The sequence below is a fragment of the Arenimonas sp. genome (genome assembly GCF_044353605.1).
Taxonomy (GTDB): domain Bacteria; phylum Pseudomonadota; class Gammaproteobacteria; order Xanthomonadales; family Xanthomonadaceae; genus Arenimonas.
This window is the reverse complement of the sequence record NZ_JBILBO010000003.1, coordinates 59,994-81,376: the sequence shown is the minus strand read 5'-3', so window position 1 is coordinate 81,376 and position 21,383 is coordinate 59,994. Positions and strand designations below refer to the sequence as shown.

Annotated in this window: 19 protein-coding genes; 8 read left to right on the top strand and 11 right to left on the bottom strand. The window is 57.6% G+C overall.

Translation table 11 applies throughout. The annotated features are described in order from the left end of the window. Genes prpC through ACIQ1A_RS02765 form a run of 4 tightly spaced genes read left to right on the top strand, consistent with a single transcriptional unit; the run spans position 1 to position 5,429 of the window. Positions 1-1,146 (top strand): 2-methylcitrate synthase, encoded by a 1,146-nt coding sequence (gene prpC / locus ACIQ1A_RS02780; RefSeq protein WP_395769553.1) that lies wholly within the window; start codon positions 1-3, stop codon positions 1,144-1,146. Further along, positions 1,143-3,761 (top strand): Fe/S-dependent 2-methylisocitrate dehydratase AcnD, encoded by a 2,619-nt coding sequence (acnD, locus tag ACIQ1A_RS02775; protein ID WP_395769552.1) that lies wholly within the window; start codon positions 1,143-1,145, stop codon positions 3,759-3,761. Before prpC ends, acnD begins: the two co-directional genes overlap by 4 nt. 1 nt (position 3,762) lies before the next feature. After that, positions 3,763-4,977, top strand: a complete 1,215-nt coding sequence (gene prpF / locus ACIQ1A_RS02770) for a 2-methylaconitate cis-trans isomerase PrpF (RefSeq protein WP_395769551.1) — start codon at positions 3,763-3,765, stop codon at positions 4,975-4,977. Next, the gene (locus ACIQ1A_RS02765) at positions 4,974-5,429 is read left to right on the top strand and encodes an ion channel (RefSeq protein WP_395769550.1); all 456 of its coding nucleotides are present in this window, start codon (positions 4,974-4,976) and stop codon (positions 5,427-5,429) included. Before prpF ends, ACIQ1A_RS02765 begins: the two co-directional genes overlap by 4 nt. Positions 5,430-5,435: 6 nt before the next feature. Here the strand turns inward: ACIQ1A_RS02765 and ACIQ1A_RS02760 are convergent, their stop codons facing one another. Next, positions 5,436-7,460: an FAD-dependent oxidoreductase gene (locus tag ACIQ1A_RS02760; protein ID WP_395769549.1), complete on the bottom strand. Its 2,025-nt coding sequence runs from the start codon at positions 7,458-7,460 to the stop codon at positions 5,436-5,438. Positions 7,461-7,862: 402 nt separating this feature from the next. Here ACIQ1A_RS02760 and ACIQ1A_RS02755 point away from each other — a divergent pair, with 402 nt between their 5' ends. Further along, on the top strand, positions 7,863-8,921 hold the full coding sequence (locus ACIQ1A_RS02755) for an outer membrane beta-barrel protein (RefSeq protein WP_395769548.1): 1,059 nt from the start codon (positions 7,863-7,865) through the stop codon (positions 8,919-8,921). A gap of 132 nt (positions 8,922-9,053) precedes the next feature. Further along, the gene (locus tag ACIQ1A_RS02750) at positions 9,054-10,247 is read left to right on the top strand and encodes a hypothetical protein (RefSeq protein ID WP_395769672.1); all 1,194 of its coding nucleotides are present in this window, start codon (positions 9,054-9,056) and stop codon (positions 10,245-10,247) included. Between the two features lie 31 nt (positions 10,248-10,278). Here the strand turns inward: ACIQ1A_RS02750 and ACIQ1A_RS02745 are convergent, their stop codons facing one another. The 8 genes from ACIQ1A_RS02745 to ACIQ1A_RS02710 are packed head-to-tail and all read right to left on the bottom strand — an operon-like array spanning position 10,279 to position 17,303. Next, positions 10,279-11,319, bottom strand: coding sequence for an SAM-dependent methyltransferase (locus ACIQ1A_RS02745; RefSeq protein WP_395769547.1), 1,041 nt, complete (start codon positions 11,317-11,319; stop codon positions 10,279-10,281). Beyond that, positions 11,316-12,110 carry a DUF1295 domain-containing protein gene (locus tag ACIQ1A_RS02740; protein ID WP_395769546.1) on the bottom strand — a complete coding sequence of 265 codons (795 nt, stop codon included), beginning with the start codon at positions 12,108-12,110 and terminating at the stop codon, positions 11,316-11,318. The genes ACIQ1A_RS02745 and ACIQ1A_RS02740 overlap by 4 nt, the downstream gene beginning before the upstream one ends. Continuing rightward, positions 12,107-12,667, bottom strand: a complete 561-nt coding sequence (locus tag ACIQ1A_RS02735) for a DUF2878 domain-containing protein (RefSeq protein WP_395769545.1) — start codon at positions 12,665-12,667, stop codon at positions 12,107-12,109. Before ACIQ1A_RS02735 ends, ACIQ1A_RS02740 begins: the two co-directional genes overlap by 4 nt. Beyond that, a complete protein-coding gene (locus ACIQ1A_RS02730; protein WP_395769544.1) occupies positions 12,664-13,905 on the bottom strand; it encodes a class I SAM-dependent methyltransferase in 1,242 nt (413 codons plus the stop codon). Before ACIQ1A_RS02730 ends, ACIQ1A_RS02735 begins: the two co-directional genes overlap by 4 nt. Continuing rightward, on the bottom strand, positions 13,892-14,668 hold the full coding sequence (locus tag ACIQ1A_RS02725) for a DUF1365 domain-containing protein (RefSeq protein WP_395769543.1): 777 nt from the start codon (positions 14,666-14,668) through the stop codon (positions 13,892-13,894). The genes ACIQ1A_RS02730 and ACIQ1A_RS02725 overlap by 14 nt, the downstream gene beginning before the upstream one ends. After that, entirely contained in the window at positions 14,665-15,903 is a 1,239-nt protein-coding gene (locus tag ACIQ1A_RS02720) for an NAD(P)/FAD-dependent oxidoreductase (RefSeq protein ID WP_395769542.1), read from the bottom strand. Before ACIQ1A_RS02720 ends, ACIQ1A_RS02725 begins: the two co-directional genes overlap by 4 nt. Next, positions 15,900-16,814, bottom strand: coding sequence for an acyl-CoA desaturase (locus ACIQ1A_RS02715; RefSeq protein ID WP_395769541.1), 915 nt, complete (start codon positions 16,812-16,814; stop codon positions 15,900-15,902). The genes ACIQ1A_RS02720 and ACIQ1A_RS02715 overlap by 4 nt, the downstream gene beginning before the upstream one ends. A 42-nt stretch (positions 16,815-16,856) precedes the next feature. Further along, entirely contained in the window at positions 16,857-17,303 is a 447-nt protein-coding gene (locus ACIQ1A_RS02710; RefSeq protein ID WP_395769540.1) for an OsmC family protein, read from the bottom strand. Between ACIQ1A_RS02710 and ACIQ1A_RS02705 the strand changes: the two genes are divergently transcribed. Beyond that, positions 17,302-18,072 carry a pseudouridine synthase gene (locus ACIQ1A_RS02705; RefSeq protein WP_395769539.1) on the top strand — a complete coding sequence of 257 codons (771 nt, stop codon included), beginning with the start codon at positions 17,302-17,304 and terminating at the stop codon, positions 18,070-18,072. The two genes, ACIQ1A_RS02710 and ACIQ1A_RS02705, sit on opposite strands and share 2 nt — an antisense overlap. Here ACIQ1A_RS02705 and kbl read toward each other — a convergent pair. Continuing rightward, positions 18,055-19,251 (bottom strand): glycine C-acetyltransferase, encoded by a 1,197-nt coding sequence (gene kbl / locus ACIQ1A_RS02700; RefSeq protein ID WP_395769538.1) that lies wholly within the window; start codon positions 19,249-19,251, stop codon positions 18,055-18,057. The genes ACIQ1A_RS02705 and kbl overlap by 18 nt on opposite strands. A 271-nt stretch (positions 19,252-19,522) precedes the next feature. On the opposite strand from kbl, the gene ACIQ1A_RS02695 reads away from it, so the two are divergent. Beyond that, positions 19,523-20,206 carry a TorF family putative porin gene (locus tag ACIQ1A_RS02695; RefSeq protein ID WP_395769537.1) on the top strand — a complete coding sequence of 228 codons (684 nt, stop codon included), beginning with the start codon at positions 19,523-19,525 and terminating at the stop codon, positions 20,204-20,206. A gap of 73 nt (positions 20,207-20,279) precedes the next feature. Here the strand turns inward: ACIQ1A_RS02695 and tdh are convergent, their stop codons facing one another. After that, complete coding sequence (gene tdh, locus ACIQ1A_RS02690) at positions 20,280-21,299, bottom strand: L-threonine 3-dehydrogenase (RefSeq protein WP_395769670.1); 1,020 nt, start codon at positions 21,297-21,299, stop codon at positions 20,280-20,282. Positions 21,300-21,383: the final 84 nt, after the last annotated feature.

Here is a 21,383-nt window from a genome sequence, read left to right as displayed (position 1 = left end):
ATGACTGAACAAGTGCTCCCGAAAGCCAAAAAATCCGTTGCACTCAGTGGAACGGCCGCCGGCAACACCGCTTTATGCACAGTCGGCCGCAGCGGCAATGACTTGCATTACCGCGGTTACGACATCAAGGATCTGGCCGAAAACGCCAGCTTCGAGGAAGTGGCGCATCTGCTGGTGCATGGCGAATTGCCGAATGCAGCTCAGTTGGCCGCATATAAAACAAAATTAAAGGGCTTACGCGGTCTGCCGAAGTTGGTGATGAATGCTTTGGAGCTTATTCCGGCCAACTCCCATCCGATGGATGTGATGCGAACCGGTTGTTCCATGCTCGGCAACGTGCTGCCTGAAAGCGACGGCCACACTGAAGCGGAAGCCAAGGACATCGCGGATCGTTTGATGGCTTCTTTTGGTTCGATGCTTATCTATTGGTGGCAATTCACCCGCAACGGCCGCAGGATAAACGTTGAAACCGACGACGATTCCATCGCTGCGCATTTCCTGCATCTGCTGCATGACGCGGTACCCGGTGAATCCCACGCAAGGGCATTGGACCGTTCGCTGATCCTGTATGCCGAACACGAATTCAATGCCTCGACCTTCACCGGGCGCGTCATTGCCGGAACCGGTTCCGACATGTTCAGCTGCATTACTGGCGCCATCGGTGCCTTGCGCGGCCCGAAGCACGGCGGCGCCAACGAAGTGGCGATGGAAATCATCGCGCGCTATGATTCGCCGGATGACGCCGAATCTGATATCCGGGCCCGGGTCGAACGCAAGGAAATCGTCATCGGTTTCGGGCATCCGGTGTACACCATCGGTGATCCGCGCAATCCGATCATCAAGGAAATTTCACGGGCACTCTGCACCGAGGGCGGAAACCGGAATCTTTTCGATATATCCGAACGGATCGAGACGCTGATGTGGGACATGAAAAAGATGTTCCCGAATCTCGACTGGTATTCGGCTTCGGCCTATCACATGATGGGCATTCCGACGGCCATGTTCACGCCATTATTCGTCATAGCACGCACCTCCGGCTGGTCGGCGCATGTCATCGAGCAGCGCATTGACGGCAAAATAATCCGCCCGAGCGCGAATTATATCGGCGAAGAAGACCGCGTGTATGTTCCAATCGAGAAACGATGAATACCGACTACCGCAAGCGCCTGCCGAATACCACACTTGATTATTTCGATGTGCAGGCGGCCGTTGAAGCCATGCAGCCAGGTGCATATGCGCGCATGCCTTACACCGCGCGTGTGCATGCGGAAAACATCGTACGGCGCGCCGCGCCGTCGCGCCGGGATGACTTTCTCCGCCAGCTGATCGACAACAGGCGCGATCTGGACTTCCCTTGGTTTCCCGCGCGTGTGGTCTGCCATGACATTCTCGGCCAGACCGCTTTGGTCGATCTGGCCGGCCTGCGCGATGCCATTGCGGACATGGGCGGCGATCCGGCGCAAGTCAATCCGGTGGTGCCGGTCCAGCTGATAGTCGACCATTCGCTTGCCGTCGAGTGCGGCGGTTACGATCCGGATGCATTCGCCAAGAACCGCGCCATTGAAGATCGCCGCAATGAAGATCGTTTTCATTTCATTGACTGGACTAAACAGGCTTTTCACAACGTTGAAGTCATTCCGCCCGGCAACGGCATCATGCACCAGATCAATCTGGAAAAAATGTCACCGGTGGTCCAGGTGCAGGGCGGGGTGGCATTTCCGGACACCTGTGTGGGTACCGACAGCCACACGCCGCACGTGGATGCCCTCGGCGTCATTGCTGTCGGTGTGGGGGGTCTGGAAGCCGAAAGCGTCATGCTCGGCCGTGCCTCCTGGATGCGCACGCCCGAAATCATCGGTATTGAACTGGCGGGAAGACCGCAACCCGGCATCACTGCCACCGACGTCGTACTGGCGCTGACCGAGTTCCTCCGGCAATCCAAGGTCGTCGGCGCCTATCTCGAATTCCGCGGTGAGGGCGCTTCGGCACTGACCATCGGCGACCGCGCCACGATTTCCAACATGGCCCCGGAGTACGGCGCCACCGCCGCAATGTTTTTCATCGACGAAAATACCTTGGAGTACCTGCGGCTGACCGGCCGCAGCAATGCGCAGGTGGCCTTGGTTGAAACCTATGCGAAAGCGACCGGACTGTGGGCCGACATGCTGGCGGATGCGCACTATGAGCGCACGCTGCATTTCGACCTGTCCACGGTCGTGCGCAACATGGCCGGTCCTTCCAATCCGCACAAACGCTTGCCGACCAGTGCTTTGGCCGAGCGCGGTATCGCCGATTCCGCCAAGCTGGATGAGGGCAGATCCGATGAGGCAAGCGGTCTGATGCCGGACGGCGCGGTCATCATCGCCGCCATTACCTCCTGCACCAACACCTCGAATCCGCGCAACGTCATCGCTGCCGCTCTGTTGGCGCGCAATGCCAATGCCAAGGGTCTGTGCCGCAAGCCGTGGGTGAAATCGTCATTGGCGCCCGGTTCCAAAGTCGTCGAGCTGTATCTGAAAGAGGCCGGTCTGCTCGATGATCTTGAGCAGCTCGGATTCGGCATCGTGGCCTTCGCCTGCACGACCTGCAACGGCATGAGTGGCGCTCTGGAACCGGCGATTCAGCAGGAAATCATCGAGCGTGACCTGTATGCGACCGCTGTGCTGTCGGGCAACCGCAATTTCGACGGACGCATCCACCCCTATGCTAAGCAGGCTTTTTTGGCCTCGCCGCCGTTGGTGATTGCCTATGCCATCGCCGGCACGGTTCGCTTCGACATCGAAAAGGACCCGCTGGGCATCGATGCACAGGGCAACCCGGTATTGCTCCGCGATATCTGGCCGAGCGATGAAGAAATCGATGCGGTGGTCAAGACCAGTGTCAAACCGGAACAGTTCCGGCGGGTGTACGAACCCATGTTCACGGCGCGAATTGAAAGTGGGAATCCGGTTGAACCGCTGTATGATTGGCGCCCGATGAGCACCTACATCCGCCGTCCGCCTTATTGGGAAGGGGCATTGGCCGGTGAGCGCACGCTGCAGGGCATGCGGCCTTTGGCGGTGCTCGGCGACAACATCACTACCGACCATCTGTCGCCATCCAATGCCATCATGCTGGATAGTGCCGCCGGTGAATACCTGGCGGGCATGGGCGTGCCTGAAGAGGATTTCAACTCCTATGCCACCCATCGCGGCGACCATCTGACAGCACAGCGCGCGACTTTCGCCAATCCGAAACTGCTCAACGAAATGGTGCGGGATTCGGATGGAAAAGTGCAGCAGGGCTCTTTGGCCCGTATCGAGCCGGAAGGGCGGGTCACCCGCATGTGGGAAGCCATTGAAGCCTACATGGCCCGCAAGCAGCCGTTGATCATCATCGCCGGTGCCGATTACGGCCAAGGCAGCTCGCGAGATTGGGCGGCCAAAGGTGTCCGTCTTGCCGGTGTGGAGGCGATCGTTGCCGAAGGCTTCGAGCGTATTCACCGGACCAACCTGATCGGCATGGGTGTGCTGCCGCTGGAATTTCTTCCGAGCGAGTCACGGCTCACCCACGGCATTGATGGCAGTGAAACCTTTGATGTCCGCGGCGATCGAAAACCCGGTGCGCGTATGACCCTGATTATCCATCGACGAAACGGTGATTTGCTTGAAGTGCCCGTGATTTGCCGCCTGGATTCGGATGAAGAGGTTTCCATCTATGAAGCCGGCGGCGTGCTTCAACGTTTCGCCCAGGACTTCCTCGACGCGACAAAGGAAAGCTGACATGAACACAGCGCCTCAGCTCCGTATTCCGGCCACCTACATGCGTGGCGGGACGTCCAAGGGCGTGTTCTTCCGGTTACAGGATCTGCCAAAGGCAGCGCAGCAGCCCGGCGGTGCCCGCGATGCCCTGCTGATGCGGGTCATCGGTTCGCCCGATCCTTACGGCAAACACACCGATGGCATGGGCGGGGCGACGTCGAGCACCAGCAAATGCGTCATCATTTCCGAAGCCAGCGTGCCCGATCATGATGTCGACTATCTGTACGGCCAGGTCGCCATCGACACCGCCTTCGTCGACTGGAGCGGCAACTGCGGCAATCTGTCTGCAGCAGTCGGACCCTTCGCCATCGCCCATGGCATGCTTGATCCGTCGCGTGTGCCGCATGATGGCATCTGTACCGTCCGCATCTGGCAAGCCAATATCGGCAAGACCATTCTGGCGCACGTTCCGGTTCGTGGCGGTGAAGTACAGGAGATCGGTGATTTTGAACTCGATGGCGTCACTTTCCCGGCCGCTGAAATCGTGCTCGAGTTCATCGATCCGGCTGATGAGGGGGAAGACGAGAGCGGCGGATCCATGTTTCCGACCGGCAATTTGACCGATTCGCTGGAAGTCCCCGGCATCGGCACTCTTGAAGCGACCCTGATCAACGCCGGTATCCCGACTGTGTTCATCAATGCCGCCGACATCGGCTACACCGGTATCGAGCTGCAGGACACCATTAACAGCGATGCCAAAGCGCTGGCCATGTTCGAAAGCATCCGAGCCCATGGTGCAGTACGTATGGGATTGATTAAAACCGTGACGGATGCCGTTTCACGTCAGCACACGCCAAAAGTGGCTTTCGTGGCCCCGCCGGCGGATTACATCACCAGCAGCGGCAAGCGCATTGCGGCTGCCGAGACTGATCTGCAGGTGCGGGCGTTATCGATGGGAAAACTGCATCACGCCATGATGGGTACCTGCGCCGTGGCCATTGCGACGGCGGCGGCCATTCCCGGTACGGTGGTGAACCGGGCGGCCGGCGGCGACCTGCATCCGTCTGTTCGCTTCGGGCACCCCAGCGGCACCTTGCGTGTGGGTGCAGAGGCACGACATAACGACGGGCGGTGGACAGTACGCAAAGCTATCATGAGCCGCAGCGCGCGTGTACTGATGCAAGGGCTGCTGAGAGTGCCGCAAGACAATGCCTACAGCGCTCCGGAAAGCCCATGATTACCCTTTACGGTGATTGGCAAGCCAATACCGTCGTGATCTGCGCGACCACCCTCGCGGTCAGTCTTGCTGTTCTCGTGCACTATGAGGGTCTGGCGCTGATTTCCAACTGGCTGACCAAGCGCCGTGAACTGCATTCCCGGCGTAAAGTGCTGTATTCAATTTTTTCAGTGCTAGCCCTTCATGTCACCGAAATCTGGATTTTCGGGGCAGCCGTATGGCTTTTAACCATGTTTCCCGGGACTGGATATGTTGTGGGTGCTAACCCGCTGCATCTCTTCGATGCAGTATATCTATCAGCAATGACCTATACCACGGTTGGATTCGGCGATGTCGTTCCGGTGGGTCCGCTCCGCTTCATCGCCGGCACCATGTCGCTGACCGGATTTGTGCTAATCACCTGGTCGGCGTCGTTCACCTACTTGGAGATGGAGCGCTACTGGCGGAAGTGATTCCGTTCAGAGGCGTGACGCCAGCTCAGCGCCTTGTGCAATTGCGCGCTTGGCATCCAGCTCTCCCGCCTGCTCGGCGCCGCCGATGAGGTGCGAGCTGAGACCGAGTCCCTGCAATGCGTCATGGAGCGTCCGGCGGGGTTCCTGACCCGCGCAAACGATGACATGATCGACCGGCAACACCATGGCCTCGCCATCTTTTTTTATATGCAGGCCGGCATCATCGACAGCCACGTATTCAATGCCGCCCCAAGCCTGTACGCCACCCATCTTGAGCGCCGCGCGGTGAATCCATCCGGTGGTCTTGCCCAAACGCGCTCCGGGTTTTCCGGCACTGCGTTGAAGTAACCAGATCTGCCGATTGGATTCATGCGGTTCGGCTTTGCACAGCCCGCCTTTGCTTTCGAACGAGGGATCGACACCCCATTCCTGCATCCAGCGACGTGGGTCAAGGCTTGCCGATTGCGTATGCAGAAGGAACTCGGCCACATCGAATCCGATGCCGCCGGCGCCGATGATGGCGACCGATTTGCCGACTGGTGCGTTATCACGCAGCACGTCAAGGTAGCCGAGGACTTTCGGATGATCGCTGCCCGACAGGTGCAGGTCGCGCGGCATAATGCCGGTGGCAATCACGATCTCGTCGAATCCGGCCTGTTGCAGCTGAGTCGCATCCAGGGTGTGCCCGAGTTTCACGGTAACGCCGGCTTCGGTCAGCAGATTGCCGTAATAGCGCAGGGTCTCGTGGAACTCCTCTTTGCCGGGAATGCGCTTGGCGTAGTTGAATTGCCCACCGATTTCCGAAGCCGCATCAAATAGCGTGACGTCGTGGCCGCGTCCGGCGGCGACGGTGGCGAAACTCAGACCGGCCGGTCCTGCACCCACGACCGCGATGCGTTTTTTCGACGTGATTGGTAAGTAATTCAATTCGGTTTCACGGCAGGCACGCGGATTCACCAGGCAGGAGGCTTTTTTGTTCTCGAAGACGTGATCGAGGCAGGCCTGATTGCAGGCGATACAGGTGTTGATGAGGTGCGTTTTTCCGGTTCTGGCCTTGTTCGGCCATTGTGCATCGGCCAGCAGGGGGCGCGCCATGGATATCATGTCGGCCTGGCCCTCGGCGAGAATCTGCTCGGCGACATCGGGCATGTTGATGCGGTTGGTGGCGACCAGCGGCAGCTTCACATGCGGCTTTAGCTTGGCGGTGACTCCGGCGAAGGCCGCGCGCGGCACCGACGTGGCGATGGTCGGTACCCGCGCCTCATGCCAGCCGATACCGGTGTTGATGATGGTGGCGCCGGCCGCTTCGATCGCTTTGGCCTGTTCCACGATTTCCGGCCATGCCAGGCCTTCGGGGACCAGCTCCAGCATGGAGAGACGGTAAATGATGATGAAATCCGGACCAACGGCCTCACGCATCCGGGTAACGATTTCCACCGCGAAACGACGGCGCTTCGCGGCATCACCGCCCCAGTCATCACTGCGGCCGTTCAGCTGTGGGGAGACGAACTGGTTGATCAAGTAGCCTTCGGATCCCATGACTTCAACGCCGTCATAGCCGGCTTCTCGGGCCAGTAATGCGCTCTGAACGTAATCACGGATGGTCTTTTCAATGCCACGGGCGCTCAGGGCCTGCGGCGTGAACGGGTTGATCGGCGCCTTTTTGGCCATGGAGGATACGGACAGGGGGTGGTATCCGTATCGCCCGGCATGCAGGATTTGCATGGCGATTCGTCCTCCGGCTCCATGTACTGCGTCAGTGACCTGACGGTGCGGGGCCACTTCAAGCCGCCAGCTCAGTTTGCCGCCGAAGGGTTTGAGCCAACCACGGATGTTCGGAGCGATGCCTCCTGTGACCATCAAGCCGGCACCGCCTTCGGCACGCTCCCTGAAGTAGGCGGCCAGTTTCGGATAGTCGGCGCGCTTGTCTTCTAGACCGGTATGCATGGACCCCATGAGAATGCGGTTAGGCAGGGTACAGAAACCAAGGTCGAGCGGACGGAACAGGTTCTGGAATGCGGGAGGATTCATGGGGCATGCCTTCTTTATTGGGAGGTGATGCGGATTCCGCAAACCATACGCCTAAGTATAGTTAAAAAAATGAGAAAAAACAGGCTCTCCCGATCAGGTGTGTCGTCTCGGCGATCAGTGGAATCGGACGATAGTTAGGTGGCTTGGAAAGGGCTTCATAGAGAATGAGCGGGGGATTACGGTAGCGGAAAAGTCCCTGTATGTATAAGAAATGGCTAAGGAACTCGAAGAAAGGAGATGTGAAAATTTATGGAACTTTTCCCCCTAAAGGCTTGCAATTTCTCCCAAAAGTGTTATTTTGGCGTTAACGATTCGAACAGGGTTTACGGTCGTTGACACTGCGGGCGCTTACGCCTGTATCGATTTGTAGCTATTTTCCACATGTAAAATGGAGATGTAAAAATGAAGAAAAATCTACTTGGCCTTGCTCTTCTCAGCGCCGTCGGCTTCTCGCAAGCTGCTGCTGCCCAGGAATTCGATGATCGCTGGTACATTTCCGGCACCCTCGGCGTTCTCGGTACCGATAGCGAACGTCTTGATGTGTCCAACTCCGAACTTTACGGCGTCGGCATCGGTAAGCGTCTGTCCGAAAACTTCGGTCTGGAACTGGCCTATGATCAAGCCAGCCCGAACCTCGACATCGATCCGATCAGCGGCGATGTGAACTGGGATCTCAATTCGATTTTCCTGAACGCCCGTTACTACTTCACCAAAGACGGCCGCGCCTGGGATCCCTACATCGTTGGTGGTCTGGGTGCAACCGATCACAATATCGCCGACGGTGTCTATGATGGCGCCGAATGGGCTGCCAAGCTCGGTGCCGGTATCGAAACCGACCGTCGCAAGCGCGTTGACTTCCGCGTGGAAGCCGGTGCCCGTTACGACAGCCACACCGAAAACGACCAATTCGTTGGTGACATCGGTGGTTTCGTCGACCTGTATGCCGCTGCTTCGATTCTCGTGAAGCTGGGCGACCTTGCCGCTCCGGTGGTTGCCGCTCCGACCTGCGACACCCTTGACGGTGACAATGACGGCGTCAACGATTGCAACGACAAGTGCCCGAACTCGGAAGCTGGCCAGACTATCGGCGCCGACGGTTGCCCGGTCAAGCTGAGCATCGACCTGAAAGGCGTGAACTTCGACTTCGATAAAGCCACCCTGCGTCCTGATGCGGTCGCGATTCTTGATGAAGCCGTTGCCGTGCTGGCCAAGTACCCGGAATTGCGTGTTGAAGTCGCCGGTCACACCGACCTTTGCGGCAAAGACACCTACAACCAAGGCCTGTCGCAGCGCCGTTCGCAAACCGTGTATGACTACCTGACCAGCAAAGGCATCGATGCCGGCCGTCTGGCGGGTCCGAACGGTTATGGCGAAAGCCGTCCGCTGGAAGCCACCGAGCAAACCTCGCCGGCTTGTAAGAGCGAAACCAACCGCCGTACCGAACTGAACGTTCAGAACTAAGCGGTTCAAAGCGTCACGAAAAAGCCCGGCTTCGGCCGGGCTTTTTTATTGTCTACACGCGACCGACTCGGTATATTGTTGGGTACCGGCTGTTACAGGCCTCCCGAATCTTGTCGACGCAAGGAAACGATCATGTCCATTCCAAGTCTCAATGCCCTGAATAAACTCCGTCTACCGGTGTTGCTTGCCGTCGCGGTGCTTTCGGGTTGTGCGCGTGAACCTGAAAACGCCGCCGATTCGGTTTATTCCGGGGGCGATATCCTGACCACGGCCGGTGAGCAGCCCACCTATGTGGAAGCGCTGGCGGTCAAGGACGGCAAAATCAGCTTCGTCGGCACCAAGGCCGAAGCCGATAAATTGATCGGCAAGGCAACCCTTCAAGTCGACCTGGCAGGCGCTACCCTGATTCCTGCCATCGTCACCGGCGTACAGCAGGACCTGGCCTTGCAAGGAGTCTCAAACATTCCGAACTGCTGGCAAGAACCGAACTTCAAGACCAAGGAAGATCTGATCGCTGCCCTGAAAGCCGCAACGGTCGAGCGCGTTGCGTCTGGGTCGGGACTGTTCTGCACGGGCTATGATCCGGCCATTGTCACGCTGACGGAAGCGGATCTCGATATGGCGTTTAAGGAAACATCCGTCATCCTGGTCGAATCGTCACTGCAGCGCGTGTTGGCCAGCGCAGTCGCCAAACAGAGCTATTCCCGTGATGCTTATAAAACACTGAAAAGCGGCATACAGAATCCGGATAACCGGCCTGTCGGCTTGCAGGTCGGACAATCCGCCGATTTCATGGTGTTGGACAAAAACCCGTTAAAAGTAACTGCTGAACCATGGTCGACAATTCAGATTAACCAAGCATTCGTTGCCGGTAAATCGGTTCCCGATGCTGCGAAAGACCTGTCCATGCTTGTACCTCTCGATTTGAATGCAGCGGCGGCCCAGGAAAAGGCGGCTCTTGCGAAAATCGAAGAGCAGCGCGCAACCAAGGCCGCCACCAAAGCGGCGGCAAAAAAAACGGACGTTGTTGCCAAGAAAGCCAATACGGTAACCACGCCCAAGCCGGCTGCTGCATCGACCGCTGCAAAGCAAGAGGCTAAACGTTCCAATGAGAAGAAGTCGGTGGCACCGAAGCCTGCGGTTGTGGAAACGCCGGCTGCGGAAGAAGCACCGAAGCCGAAAGAGGTGCGTTTCAACATGACCCAGGACGGCAAGAAAATGACGCCGGAGGATTTCGATGCCTGGATGAAAGCACAGGGCATCCGGATTGTTCCAGCCAAACCGGTGGAAGCGCCGCCGGCTAATGCCAAAAAAGATGGCGGCTGAAACGACCGACGATGAAGATGAAAAACCCGGCTCAGCCGGGTTTTTTATTGGTGAAGCGGTAGTGCGCCACCATCCACTCGTTGCCGTCGTTGTAAGCGAACAGTTCGGCGCAGGCCATCCAGAACATGCGCCAGCGCTGAGACCAGACTGCAGCGTTTTGTGCGCCGTAGGTTTCAGTAAGGATTTCCAGAATACGTGCGCGGTTGCGGTCCTGGTTTTCCAGCCATTGATTGCTGGTGCGGGCATAGTGGCGGCCCGGAACCAGCCAACGCTGTTCGACGGACAGATCCTCGGAAAAATGCAGCAGGGTATCTGCCGAGGGCATCAGGCCCCCGGTGAAGAAGTAGCGGCCCATCCAGTTGTCATCGCCGCCGGTCTCGAACGGATACATCAGGTAGCGGTGCACGAAGATGTGTACGAACAGTTTGCCGTCCGGTTTCAGCCAGCGGCTGATGCCGTTCAATAGACTGCGGTAGTTGCGCATGTGCTCGAACATCTCCACCGAAACGCAACGGTCGAACCGGTCGCTTTCGAAATCCAGCACGTTGACGTCGCGTGTCAGCACGGTGACATTGCTAAATCCGCGTTCCACACAACGCTCCTCGATATGGGCCCGCTGCGTGGCCGAATTCGAGACGGCGGTAATGCGTGCATTCGGATATTGTTCCGCCATCCACAGCGTCAGCGAACCCCAGCCGCAACCGAGCTCCAGGATGTCCTGACCATCGGCCAATTCCGCGCGTTCGCCGTACATCCGCAGCATTTGCTCCTCGGCGGCATCGAGCGACTCATTGCCCTCGGGATAAAATGCCGATGAATACTTCAGGCGTTTACCCAGACAAAGCTGGAAAAACTCCGTCGGAAGTTCGTAGTGCTGTTCGTTGGCCGCCTGGGTCTCGATGGCAATCGGACTGGATTTCAGTTCGGCAATCAGTTGGTTGAATCGCGCATCCGCGCTTCCGGCATCGGCAAGTCCTTCGTCCTGCAGTCGTTGACGGCAGAGTTGTCGGATGCCATGTCGGATGAGCGCATCCGGCAACAGACCGCGTTCGGCGAAATCGATAAGGCTCATAAGGCTCCGTTTTTGGATGGCTTCGGGGGCAGGGGAAAGAAAGCGCTGACCTCGTTCTGGTAACGCCGGTAGTCATCGCCGCGGGAGCGCAACGCCTGGGCTTCGGTCCACGGGATGCCGCTGACGCGGTACAGGAAGGCCAGCATGACCACCGGTCCGATCAGGCTCAGCCAGAACTGCGGACTACCGATGGCGAGAAACAGGTAGGCGAACCAGTGCAGCCATTCGAAAAAATAATTTGGATGCCGCGACCATGCCCACATTCCACTCCGGCAGGTTTTCCCGCGGTTGGCGGCATTGCCCCGGAATGCCGCCAGTTGCCGGTCAGCCAGCGACTCTCCGGCAACGCTGATTACAAAGACAGCAACGGCAGCGAGAAACCAGAAGTCGAGACTCACGTTTGGATTGTTGGCGGCGGCAATGAACGGAAGGCTGAACAAAGCCACGATGACTGCCTGGCCTTGGAAGAACACGAACAGTTTCGCCGGACTGCCATTCCAGGCTGCACGCAAGGCCTGATAGCGACCATCTTCGGGTTCATGGCGCACGCGCACATACAGCGAAAGGAATAAACGCAGTCCCCACAATCCGGAAAACAGGCCTACCGAAAGTCGGGCCATGACTGAACCTTCCGCTACAAGGGCGCAAAAAATACCTGCGAGTGCCATCAGGCCTGCCCATGCGACATCCACGATGCCGATATTTCGGATTTTCAGGGCAAGCATCCAGACCAGAGCCATAGCTGCAGCACTGAATCCGAAAATGATGGAAATGGTCAAAAGTAAGCTCATGCGGTCTGTCCTTTTGTGAAGAGTGAGCTGCGCAAATCAATCCAGCGAATCGCGCTCAGGCCGAAGCCCCAGACCAGACCGACCCAGATCGCACATTGCAGGGTTCCTCCCTGGATCGACATCGCTTCGAATCGCATTGATGCGATGCCATAGGCGACAGGACCACCCAGTAGACCGAACAGGAAGGTGGGCAGTGCTTTCGCGTAGATGCTACGCAACGAGTGGTTTAGGGTCAGCGCGAAGCCCAGCCAGAGCGCCATGATCCAAATCGGCGCCAGACCGGGGATTGGGTAGGGGCTGGCGAACTGCAGGCACTGCGATTGCACGAGAATGCTGTCCATGGCGAAGCCCACAGGCAGTGCGATGCACAAGGTACGCAGATCCCGGTGGCGTTCCGGAGTGAATGCGAGCGTAAGTACGGCAAATACTGCCGCGACGACCAGGCCGGGCCACCAGACCCCGCGCCCGGCGCTGATGACGCTGACCAGCCAGACCGCCTGGAAGCCGATGACATTCAGTACGGTCCAGGTCCAGGGCGGTAGCTTGATAGTGTTCATGCGGGATACCGTTCCTTGCCTAAGAGCAGATGCACGTCACTGATGGATTGCTCCAGGAAGCCTGCCTCGCAGTAGGCCAGATAGAAATCCCACATGCGCAGAAATCGCCGATCATAACCGAGCGCCAATACATCTGACTCCCGGGACAGGAAACGCTCACGCCAGGCGTGGATGGTCTTGGCGTAGCTGTCACCGATGTCCTGGAGGTCGAGAAGGCGCAGTTTTCCAGCTTGGGCCGCGGACGAGACCATGGCGCTCACGCAGGGGATGTAGCTTCCGGGGAAGATATAGCGCTTGATGAAATCAACACTATCCAGCGCTTGTTGGTAGCGATGGTCTTCGATGGTAATGGCCTGAATCAGTGCCTTGCCCCCAGGCTTCAGCAGACTGGCGCATTTGGCGAAATAGGTGTCCTGGAACTGATGACCGATGGCTTCGATCATTTCGATTGAAACGAGCTTGTCGAATTGGCCATCGAGGTCGCGGTAATCCTCGAACAGGAGGGTGATGCGGTCCTGAAGGCCTTCTGCCTCGACTCGCGCCTTCGCCAGGTCATATTGCTCCTGTGAGATCGTGGTGGTGGTGGCTCGGCATCCGGTGTGCTTGGCGGCATAAATGGCCATGCCGCCCCAGCCGGTGCCGATTTCAATCAGATGGTCATCGGCGCGCAGTTCCAGTTTCTCGCAGATCAACTGCAGTTTACGCTGGGATGCCTGCTCGAGCGTCATACCCTCTTGATCGAATACGGCCGAAGAATACATCAGGCTCGGATCAAGAAAAAGTTCGAACAGTGCATTGCCGAGGTCATAGTGGGCTGCGATGTTTTTACGGCTGCCACTGCGGGTATTGCGCCGCAGCGCATGCGCGGCTTTCATCAGCCATCCGGCGAAACGTGCGCCACCGCCCTCCATGGCATCCAACAGGTTTCGGTTACGAATCAGGAGACGCATCAGCCCGACCAGGTCATCCGTCTGCCAGTCGCCGTCCATGTAGGATTCGGCTGATCCGACTGACCCCCCAAAAGCGAGTTTGCTGTAAAAACGACCATCCTTGACGGTCAGTGTGCCGAATCCGGGTAGGCCCTCGTCACCGTATATCCGGCACACGCCACTCTCACAAACCTTCAGATGGCCATGCTGGAGATTGCTGAGTTTTCCCAGAACCTGGTTGCGCACCACGGCATCGATACCGGTCAGTCGGTGCCCGCTGGTTATGGTGTCGGAGTCAGTTCGGATCATGGTCGGCCTTGGGATGGGAATGGAAGGGAACCCGCTTCAGCCAGAGCCGCAGCGCATTCCAGTAAATGCCGAACGCCACCGTGGCGCTCATCCAGGGTTGCAGCAGGAGCTGGCGTAGCAGGTTTGCTACAGTCAATTGTCGCCGTTGCAGGGTCAAGGTCGCGTCAAATTGCTTTTCTCCGGCCTGCTCGACCCGCATGTAAACAGCCAGACGATCATCCGGCCGGCTGAATCGCCAATCGTAGTCAAGAGCCATCGGCAGGAACGGCGAGACATGAAAACGTTTCGGGAAATGCCAGCAGCCTGCACCATCCTTGCCGCCGGCAGAATCCATTGGCAGAAAATAGCTGTAGCGTTCGCCCCAGGGGGTATTGGTGATTTCCGCCAGAATCCAGCGCAGCGTAAATCCATCCGGAGCGTAGCCATAGTAGAAGCTGACGGGATTGATGACAAAGCCAAAAACCCGCAGATGGCTGAGCAGAAAGATCGGCCCCTCGTGCGTGGTTCCCGTTTCGCTCTGCACATGCCGGCGTACGGCGGTATCCAGTGGCAGGGACGTGTCCCCGAAATAATCCGAGCGCCGGTAGCCGAGCCAGTTGAAGCGTCCGATCGAGCAGAACCAGAAAGGCTTCAGCGTCTGTTCGATGCGGCTGATGTCGAGATACAGCTGGAAAATGCGGTAACGGAAGGCATGCGGTTTCAGAGTGAAACGGCGGTGACCGATATGTCCGACGTAAATCGCATCGGTCTGCACCTGGATCATAAGGCGAGAATGCCTTCGGCAACCTCATGGCCGCTACGGAATCCGTCTTCATGGAATCCGAAGCCCCAGTAGGCACCGCAGAACCAACTCCGGCGTTTGCCCTGGATTTCATTTTGCCGGAATTGCGCACGGACCATAGCATGGTCATAGACCGGGTGGTGGTATTGCATGACCGCTAGGATCTTGGCGGGGTCAATCTGGTTGCGTTGATTCAGGCTGACGATGAACGGCTCGGGGCTTTCAATTCCCTGCAGAATGTTCATGCAGTAACTCACCGTGCACGGTGCATCCGGATTGCTGGGGATATCGGCATTCCATGCTGCCCACGCGCGCCGGTCCGGTGGCAAAACCGAAGCATCGCAGTGCAGTATGGTTTCGTTGGCTTGATAGCGGATGGCGCCGAGAATCTCGCGCTCACGGGTGTCGGCATCGGCCAGCATCATCAGGGTTTGGTCGCTGTGACTGGCGAACACGACCTGGTCGAAATGCTCGGTAGCGTGATCGGTGGTAACGGCAACGGCGTCATCGCTGCGAAGCACCCGTCGAACCGGTGAATCCAGACGTACCGTGACCGGCCATACTCTGGAAATCTTTTCAATGTAACTGCTGGATCCGTTCTCAAGTACCCGCCAAAGCGGCCGGTCAGTGATCTGCAGCATATGGTGGTTGGCCATGAATGCCACCAGATACTTTGCAGGAAAGTCCAGGATGCGCTGGCTCGGCGAGGACCACAGCGCGCTGGCCATGGGAATCAGGTGGTTTTCGATGAAAAAGGTGCTGTATCCGTTGGCATGGAGATAGTCACCCAGCGCGGGGCCGTCCTCATCAGAGGCCAGCAGGGCAGGGCATTCCGCATAAAAGCGGCGGATTTCACTCAGCATGCGCCAGAAAGCGGGTGACACTAGATTGCGCCTCTGGCAGAACAGGCCGCCCAGATCGTGCGCATTATAGAACATGCCGAGCACACGGTTATGGACGGCGAAACTCATCTCGGTGGTTTTGGTCGGCACACCCAGCTCTTTCAGGAAGGCGCTGAACAGCGGATAGTTTTCCGGGTTGTGGACGATGAAGCCCGAGTCGATGCGGTAATTTTTTCCATCCATGGCGATGTCATGGGTGTGGGTATGCCCACCCAAGCGATTTTCCTTTTCAAACAACACGACTTCATGCTGCCTGCACAAGGCCCAGGCGGCACTGATGCCCGCGATGCCACTGCCGATGACCGCGATTTTCATGCCGATTGCCGTTTGACGTGGACCGGAACGGGTTTGAGGTCCCAGGTCAGGCCCAGCACCTGCATGCTGCGCAGTGTCAGGTAGGTCAGGTCGAATTCCCACCAGAAAAAGCCCTGACGGGCGCTGTTCGGGTAGTGGTGGTGGTTGTTGTGCCAGCCCTCGCCGAAAGTAAGTAAAGCCAGCAGGGCATTGTTTCGGCTGTCATCTCCGGTTTGATAGCGTCGGCGCCCCCAGACATGGGCTACCGAGTTGATGCTGACCGTGACATGGAACAACAGCACAGTCGACACCACGAAGCCCCAGACCAGCAGCTGTGGGCCGGAGGTGCCCAGTTGCGGCGCGATATGCTCGAGCAGGGCGCCGGTTCCGTACATGAAGATGGCGAGTACGAACGGGGCAAGCATATCGAACCGGTTGAGCCAGCGCAGTATGGGGCGTTTGGCAAAGTCCTGTATCACCGAATAGTCGGTTGTGAATGCATGGTGGTTGAGGAACCAGAGCATGTGGCTTTGCCAGAACCCGTGGCGCGGGCTGTGCAGATCATGTTCGGTATCGGAATGGCGATGGTGCTTGCGGTGGTGGGCAGCCCACCACAGCGCACCACGCTGCGCGCTGCTGGCGCCGATGAAGGCGAACAGGGCTTCCATCCAGGCATGTGTTTTGAAGGTTTTATGGGAAAAATAGCGGTGATAGAAGCCGGTAATGGCGAACATGCGGACGGCGTAGGCCAGAAGCATCGCAATCAGTGCAGTGTGGGAGTAACCGACCCAAAACACAGCAAAGCAGGCGATATGCAGCGCGATGAAGGGAATAACGCGGAGCCAGGCAATACCCTTGGCGGCTGAGCCATCGACGGCATCACTGTCGAACCAGGCAATGATGGATGCGGTGCGGGACGATTTGGGTATCATTGTGGCATTTTCGCGTTGGTGCGGTGATACCGCCGTGAAGGGTCAGGCGATGATATCGACGGTACAACTGAGGCTGTTGGCGATGAAGCAGTTTCGGTGTGCGCTGTCATGGAATCGCTGCAATTCCTCGGCACTGGGTTGATTTTCGCCAGAAAAAGTAATCTGCGGACTCAGAGTGCAATGGGTGATGGCCATGCGTCCTTCGGCATTCTTGCCCAGAGTGCCCGCCGCACGGTCGGAATACTCCGCCACGCTGAATCCACGCTTGCTGACAATCGCCAGGAAGGTCAGCATATGACAGGACGCCAGCGCCGCCAGCAGCAGGGTTTCCGGATTCGAGGCGGACGGGTTTCCGAAATAGGCGGGCGCCGAAGAATTCAATAGTTCATGGCCGTTTTCCAGCCGAACGGTATGGTCGCGGGAAAAGGTGTCGGGCTGGTCGGCATGCGGTTTTGCAGTCCAGTGGATTTCAGCGGTGTGTTCTGCCATGGCGTGCTCCTTTCGATTAACTTATTCTACACGCATGACTACCGCTTCCGCTTCCAGTAAACGCCATGGCCTGGCAAGAGCAATTTCAAAAATGGGCCTGGCCTCCCGAACCGAGGCTGCACGGCAGATCATGGGCGGAATGGTGCGGGTTAACGGTAAAATCATCCGTGACCCAGAATATCCGGTGCGCATGGGTCTTGATCGCATTGAAACCGGAGCAGGGCATGCTGAAACCCGCCAATTCATGGCCATCATGCTGAACAAGCCCCGCGGTCTGTTGACCACGCGTTCGGACGAAAAGCAGCGGGCCACGGTCTACGACTATTTGCCTGAAGACATGCCTTGGCTCTCACCGGTCGGCAGACTGGATAAAGCCAGTGAAGGCCTGCTGTTGTTCTGCAATGATCCGGCCTGGGCTGCCGGCATTACCAGTCCGGAATCCGGTCCGGATAAAACCTATCATGTCCAGATTGATTGCGTTCCTGATCAGGGCCTGCTGAAACGTCTTAGAGCGGGTGTGCAGACCGAAGTCGGATTCCTCGCGGCCAAGCGCATTGAGTTGCTTCGTCAGGGTCAAAAGAATGCCTGGCTGGAAATCGTCCTTGATGAGGGGCGCAACCGGCAGATACGCCGGCTGCTCGAGGGCTTCGACATCGGTGTGCTGCGCCTGATTCGAACCGCCATCGGCGCGCTTCCGCTCGGCAGTTTGCCGAAAGGGCAATGGCGAAAACTGACCGAGGATGATTTGACTTTATTGAATCACGCCTAGCTCGCGACCGACTTTCGTGAAGGCGGCGACCGCACGCTCGAGGTGTTCACGGCTATGCGCGGCACTCATCTGCGTGCGAATACGTGCCTGTCCCTGGGCTACCACCGGAAAAAAGAAGCCGACCGCGTAAATGCCTTCATCGAGCAGACGTCGGGCGAATTCCTGTGCCAGAACCGCATCGAACAGCATGACCGGCACAATCGGATGGGTGCCGGGTTTGATGGTGAAGCCCGCGAGAGTCATCTGTTCACGGAAGATTCGGGTATTGTCCTCGAGCTTCCGACGCAGATCATCGGCACCGGCCAGCATGTCGAAAACCCGGATGCCGGCGGCAACCACCGGCGGCGGCAGCGAATTTGAAAAAAGGTAGGGCCGCGAGCGCTGGCGCAGCAGTTCAATGACCGCTTTCGGCCCGGTGGTGAAGCCACCCAGTGCGCCACCGAGCGATTTGCCCAGCGTGCCGGTGAAGATGTCGATTTTGTCCATGACCCCGTGTACTTCAGCCGAACCGCGCCCGCTGGCACCCAGAAAGCCGGTGGCATGGCATTCATCGATGTGCACCAGGGCGTTGTATTTCTCCGCGAGTGCGGTCAGTTCGGCAAGCGGCGCAATCGAACCGTCCATCGAGAACACGCCATCGCTGGTAATCAGTTTGATCTGGCAACCGGCGGCATCGGCGGCCTGAAGCTGGGCCTCCAGGCCGGCCATGTCGCAGTTGTCATAACGGAAGCGTTTGGCCTTGCAGAGGCGGACACCGTCGATGATTGAAGCATGGTTCAGGGCGTCGGAAATCACGGCATCGTTTTCGCCAAGCAAGGGTTCGTAAAGACCGCCGTTGGCGTCGAAACAGGCTGCGTACAAAATGGCGTCCTCGGTTCCGAAGAATGCCGCAATCCGGGCTTCAAGCGTTTTGTGCAGATCCTGGGTCCCGCAGATGAAGCGGACCGAGGCCATGCCGAAACCATGCGTGTCGAGGGCCTCCTTGGCCGATTGGATGATGTCGGGGTTATCGGCCAATCCGAGGTAGTTGTTGGCACAGAAATTCAGCACGGTCCGGCCATCTTCCAGCTGGATTTCGGCGGACTGGGCGCTGGTGATGATGCGTTCCCGCTTCAGCAGCCCCTGTTTTTCAATGCTGTCCAGCTCGGATTGATAGAATTCCAGGGCGCTTTTGTTCATGGTGGACGCTCATTAAAGAAAGCCCTATTTTACAGCCGAATGGCCCTCTAATTCCATAACATATTGAAATATATATTTATATTATTTATATTTGCCGACATTGAAGTGATGTTGAATTCTGAATGGAACTTAAATAGTGTTGAATAAACAACAACATGCTACCCAGATTGCTAAAAATACGTTAACATCGTTGCCAGCTAACTGGTTTAAAACTGGTATGCAGGGGGCATATTCCGCCTTGTTGTTAAACTAAACCATTGGAGATATCTCAATGCAAAAGAATCTGAAAGCCGCCATTCTGGCCGCTCTGCTCGCAGCTCCGGCTGTTTCCTTCGCCCAAGAAGCCGAAGAATCCAACTTGAGCTGGAATGCCGGCATCGTTTCCGATTACGTGTTCCGCGGCGTTTCCCAATCCAACCGTGACGTCGCCTTCCAGGGCGGTCTCGACTATGCCTTCGGTGACAGCGGCTTCTACGCCGGCGCCTGGGGTTCGAACGTCGACTTCCAAGCAGCTGACGGTCCGTCCATCGAACTGGATGCCTATGTCGGTTACAACACCGATCTGGGTGACAAGTTCAACCTCGATGTCATGCTGACCCGCTACACCTACCACGGTGCGGAATCCACCTACGGCAACATCGATTACAACGAACTGATCACCAAGTTCGCCATGAACGATGTCGCCACCCTGACCGTCGGTTATACCAACGACTACAGCAACACCGGCGAAAACGTGACCTATGTGAACCTCGGCAACAACTGGGATCTGGGTAACGATTACAGTCTGAACGCCGGTTTCGGCCGTACCTTCGCCGATGCTGGCGACTACAATGACTGGAACGTCGGCGTCAGCAAGAGCTTCGGCGCGCTGGAATTCGGTCTGAACTACTACGACACCAACCTGAACTTCAACGCTTCCGACTCTGTCGTGCTGAGCGTCAAGATCGGCGGTTAATAATTCAGCCGATGCAAATGAAAAGGGGCGCTCCGGCGCCCTTTTTTTATCCTGATTTTTTAGCTTCGAGCACTTACCAGCTGCAGACGACCTTGCCGCAGACGCCGGCTTCCATCAAGTCGAAGCCTTTCTGGAAGTCGTCAATGTGGACTTGGTGGGTCAGCACCTTTTGCAGCGGAAAGCCGGTCAATACCATTTGGGTCATCTTGTACCAGGTTTCGTACATTCGGCGACCGTAAATACCTTGCACCGTCAGACCCTTGAAGATGATGCGGTCCCAGTCAACGCCGGCGCCTTTGGGCAGAATGCCGAGTAGGGCGACCTTGCCGCCGTGGTACATGCAGTCGAGCATGTCATTGAAGGCCTGCGGTACGCCGCTCATTTCAAGGCCGACATCGAAACCTTCCATGTGCAGCTCGGCCATCACGTCCTTTAGGCTTTGCTTTGAAACGTTGACGACGCGGGTTGCCCCCATGTCCGCAGCGAGCTTCAAGCGGTAATCATTGACATCGGTCACCACCACATTGCGCGCACCGATGTGTTTGCAGATGCCGGCAGCGATGATGCCGATCGGACCGGCGCCGGTAATCAGGACATCTTCACCGATCACGTCGAATTCCAACGCGCAGTGTGCGGCATTGCCGTAGGGATCGAAAAATGCGGCCAGTTCGCTCGGAATCTGATCGGGAATCGGCCAGAGATTGGAAGCGGGCATCACGATGTATTCGGCGAAGGCGCCGTTGCGGTTGACCCCGATGCCGACGGTGTTCGGACACAGGTGCTGTCGGCCGGCCCGGCAATTGCGGCAATGGCCGCAGACGATATGCCCCTCGGCCGAGACCCGGTCGCCGAGCTGATAGCCGGTGACACCCGGACCGATGGCCGCGATACGCCCAACGAATTCATGACCGATGACCAAGCCGGGTTTGATGGTGCGCTGGCTCCATTCGTCCCATTTGTAAATATGCAGATCGGTACCGCAGATGGCGGTCTTTTCGAGCTTGATCAGGACTTCGTTGGGGCCGGCCTCTGGGACGGGCACCTGCTCCATCCAGATTCCTTTCTCGGCGTGGCGTTTGACTAAGGCTTTCATCATGGCGGACATAAGGTGCTCCCGGTTCAAGGCGCACATTATACGCCCCGGCTCGCCGATTGACGCCCTCTTGATGCGGATTTG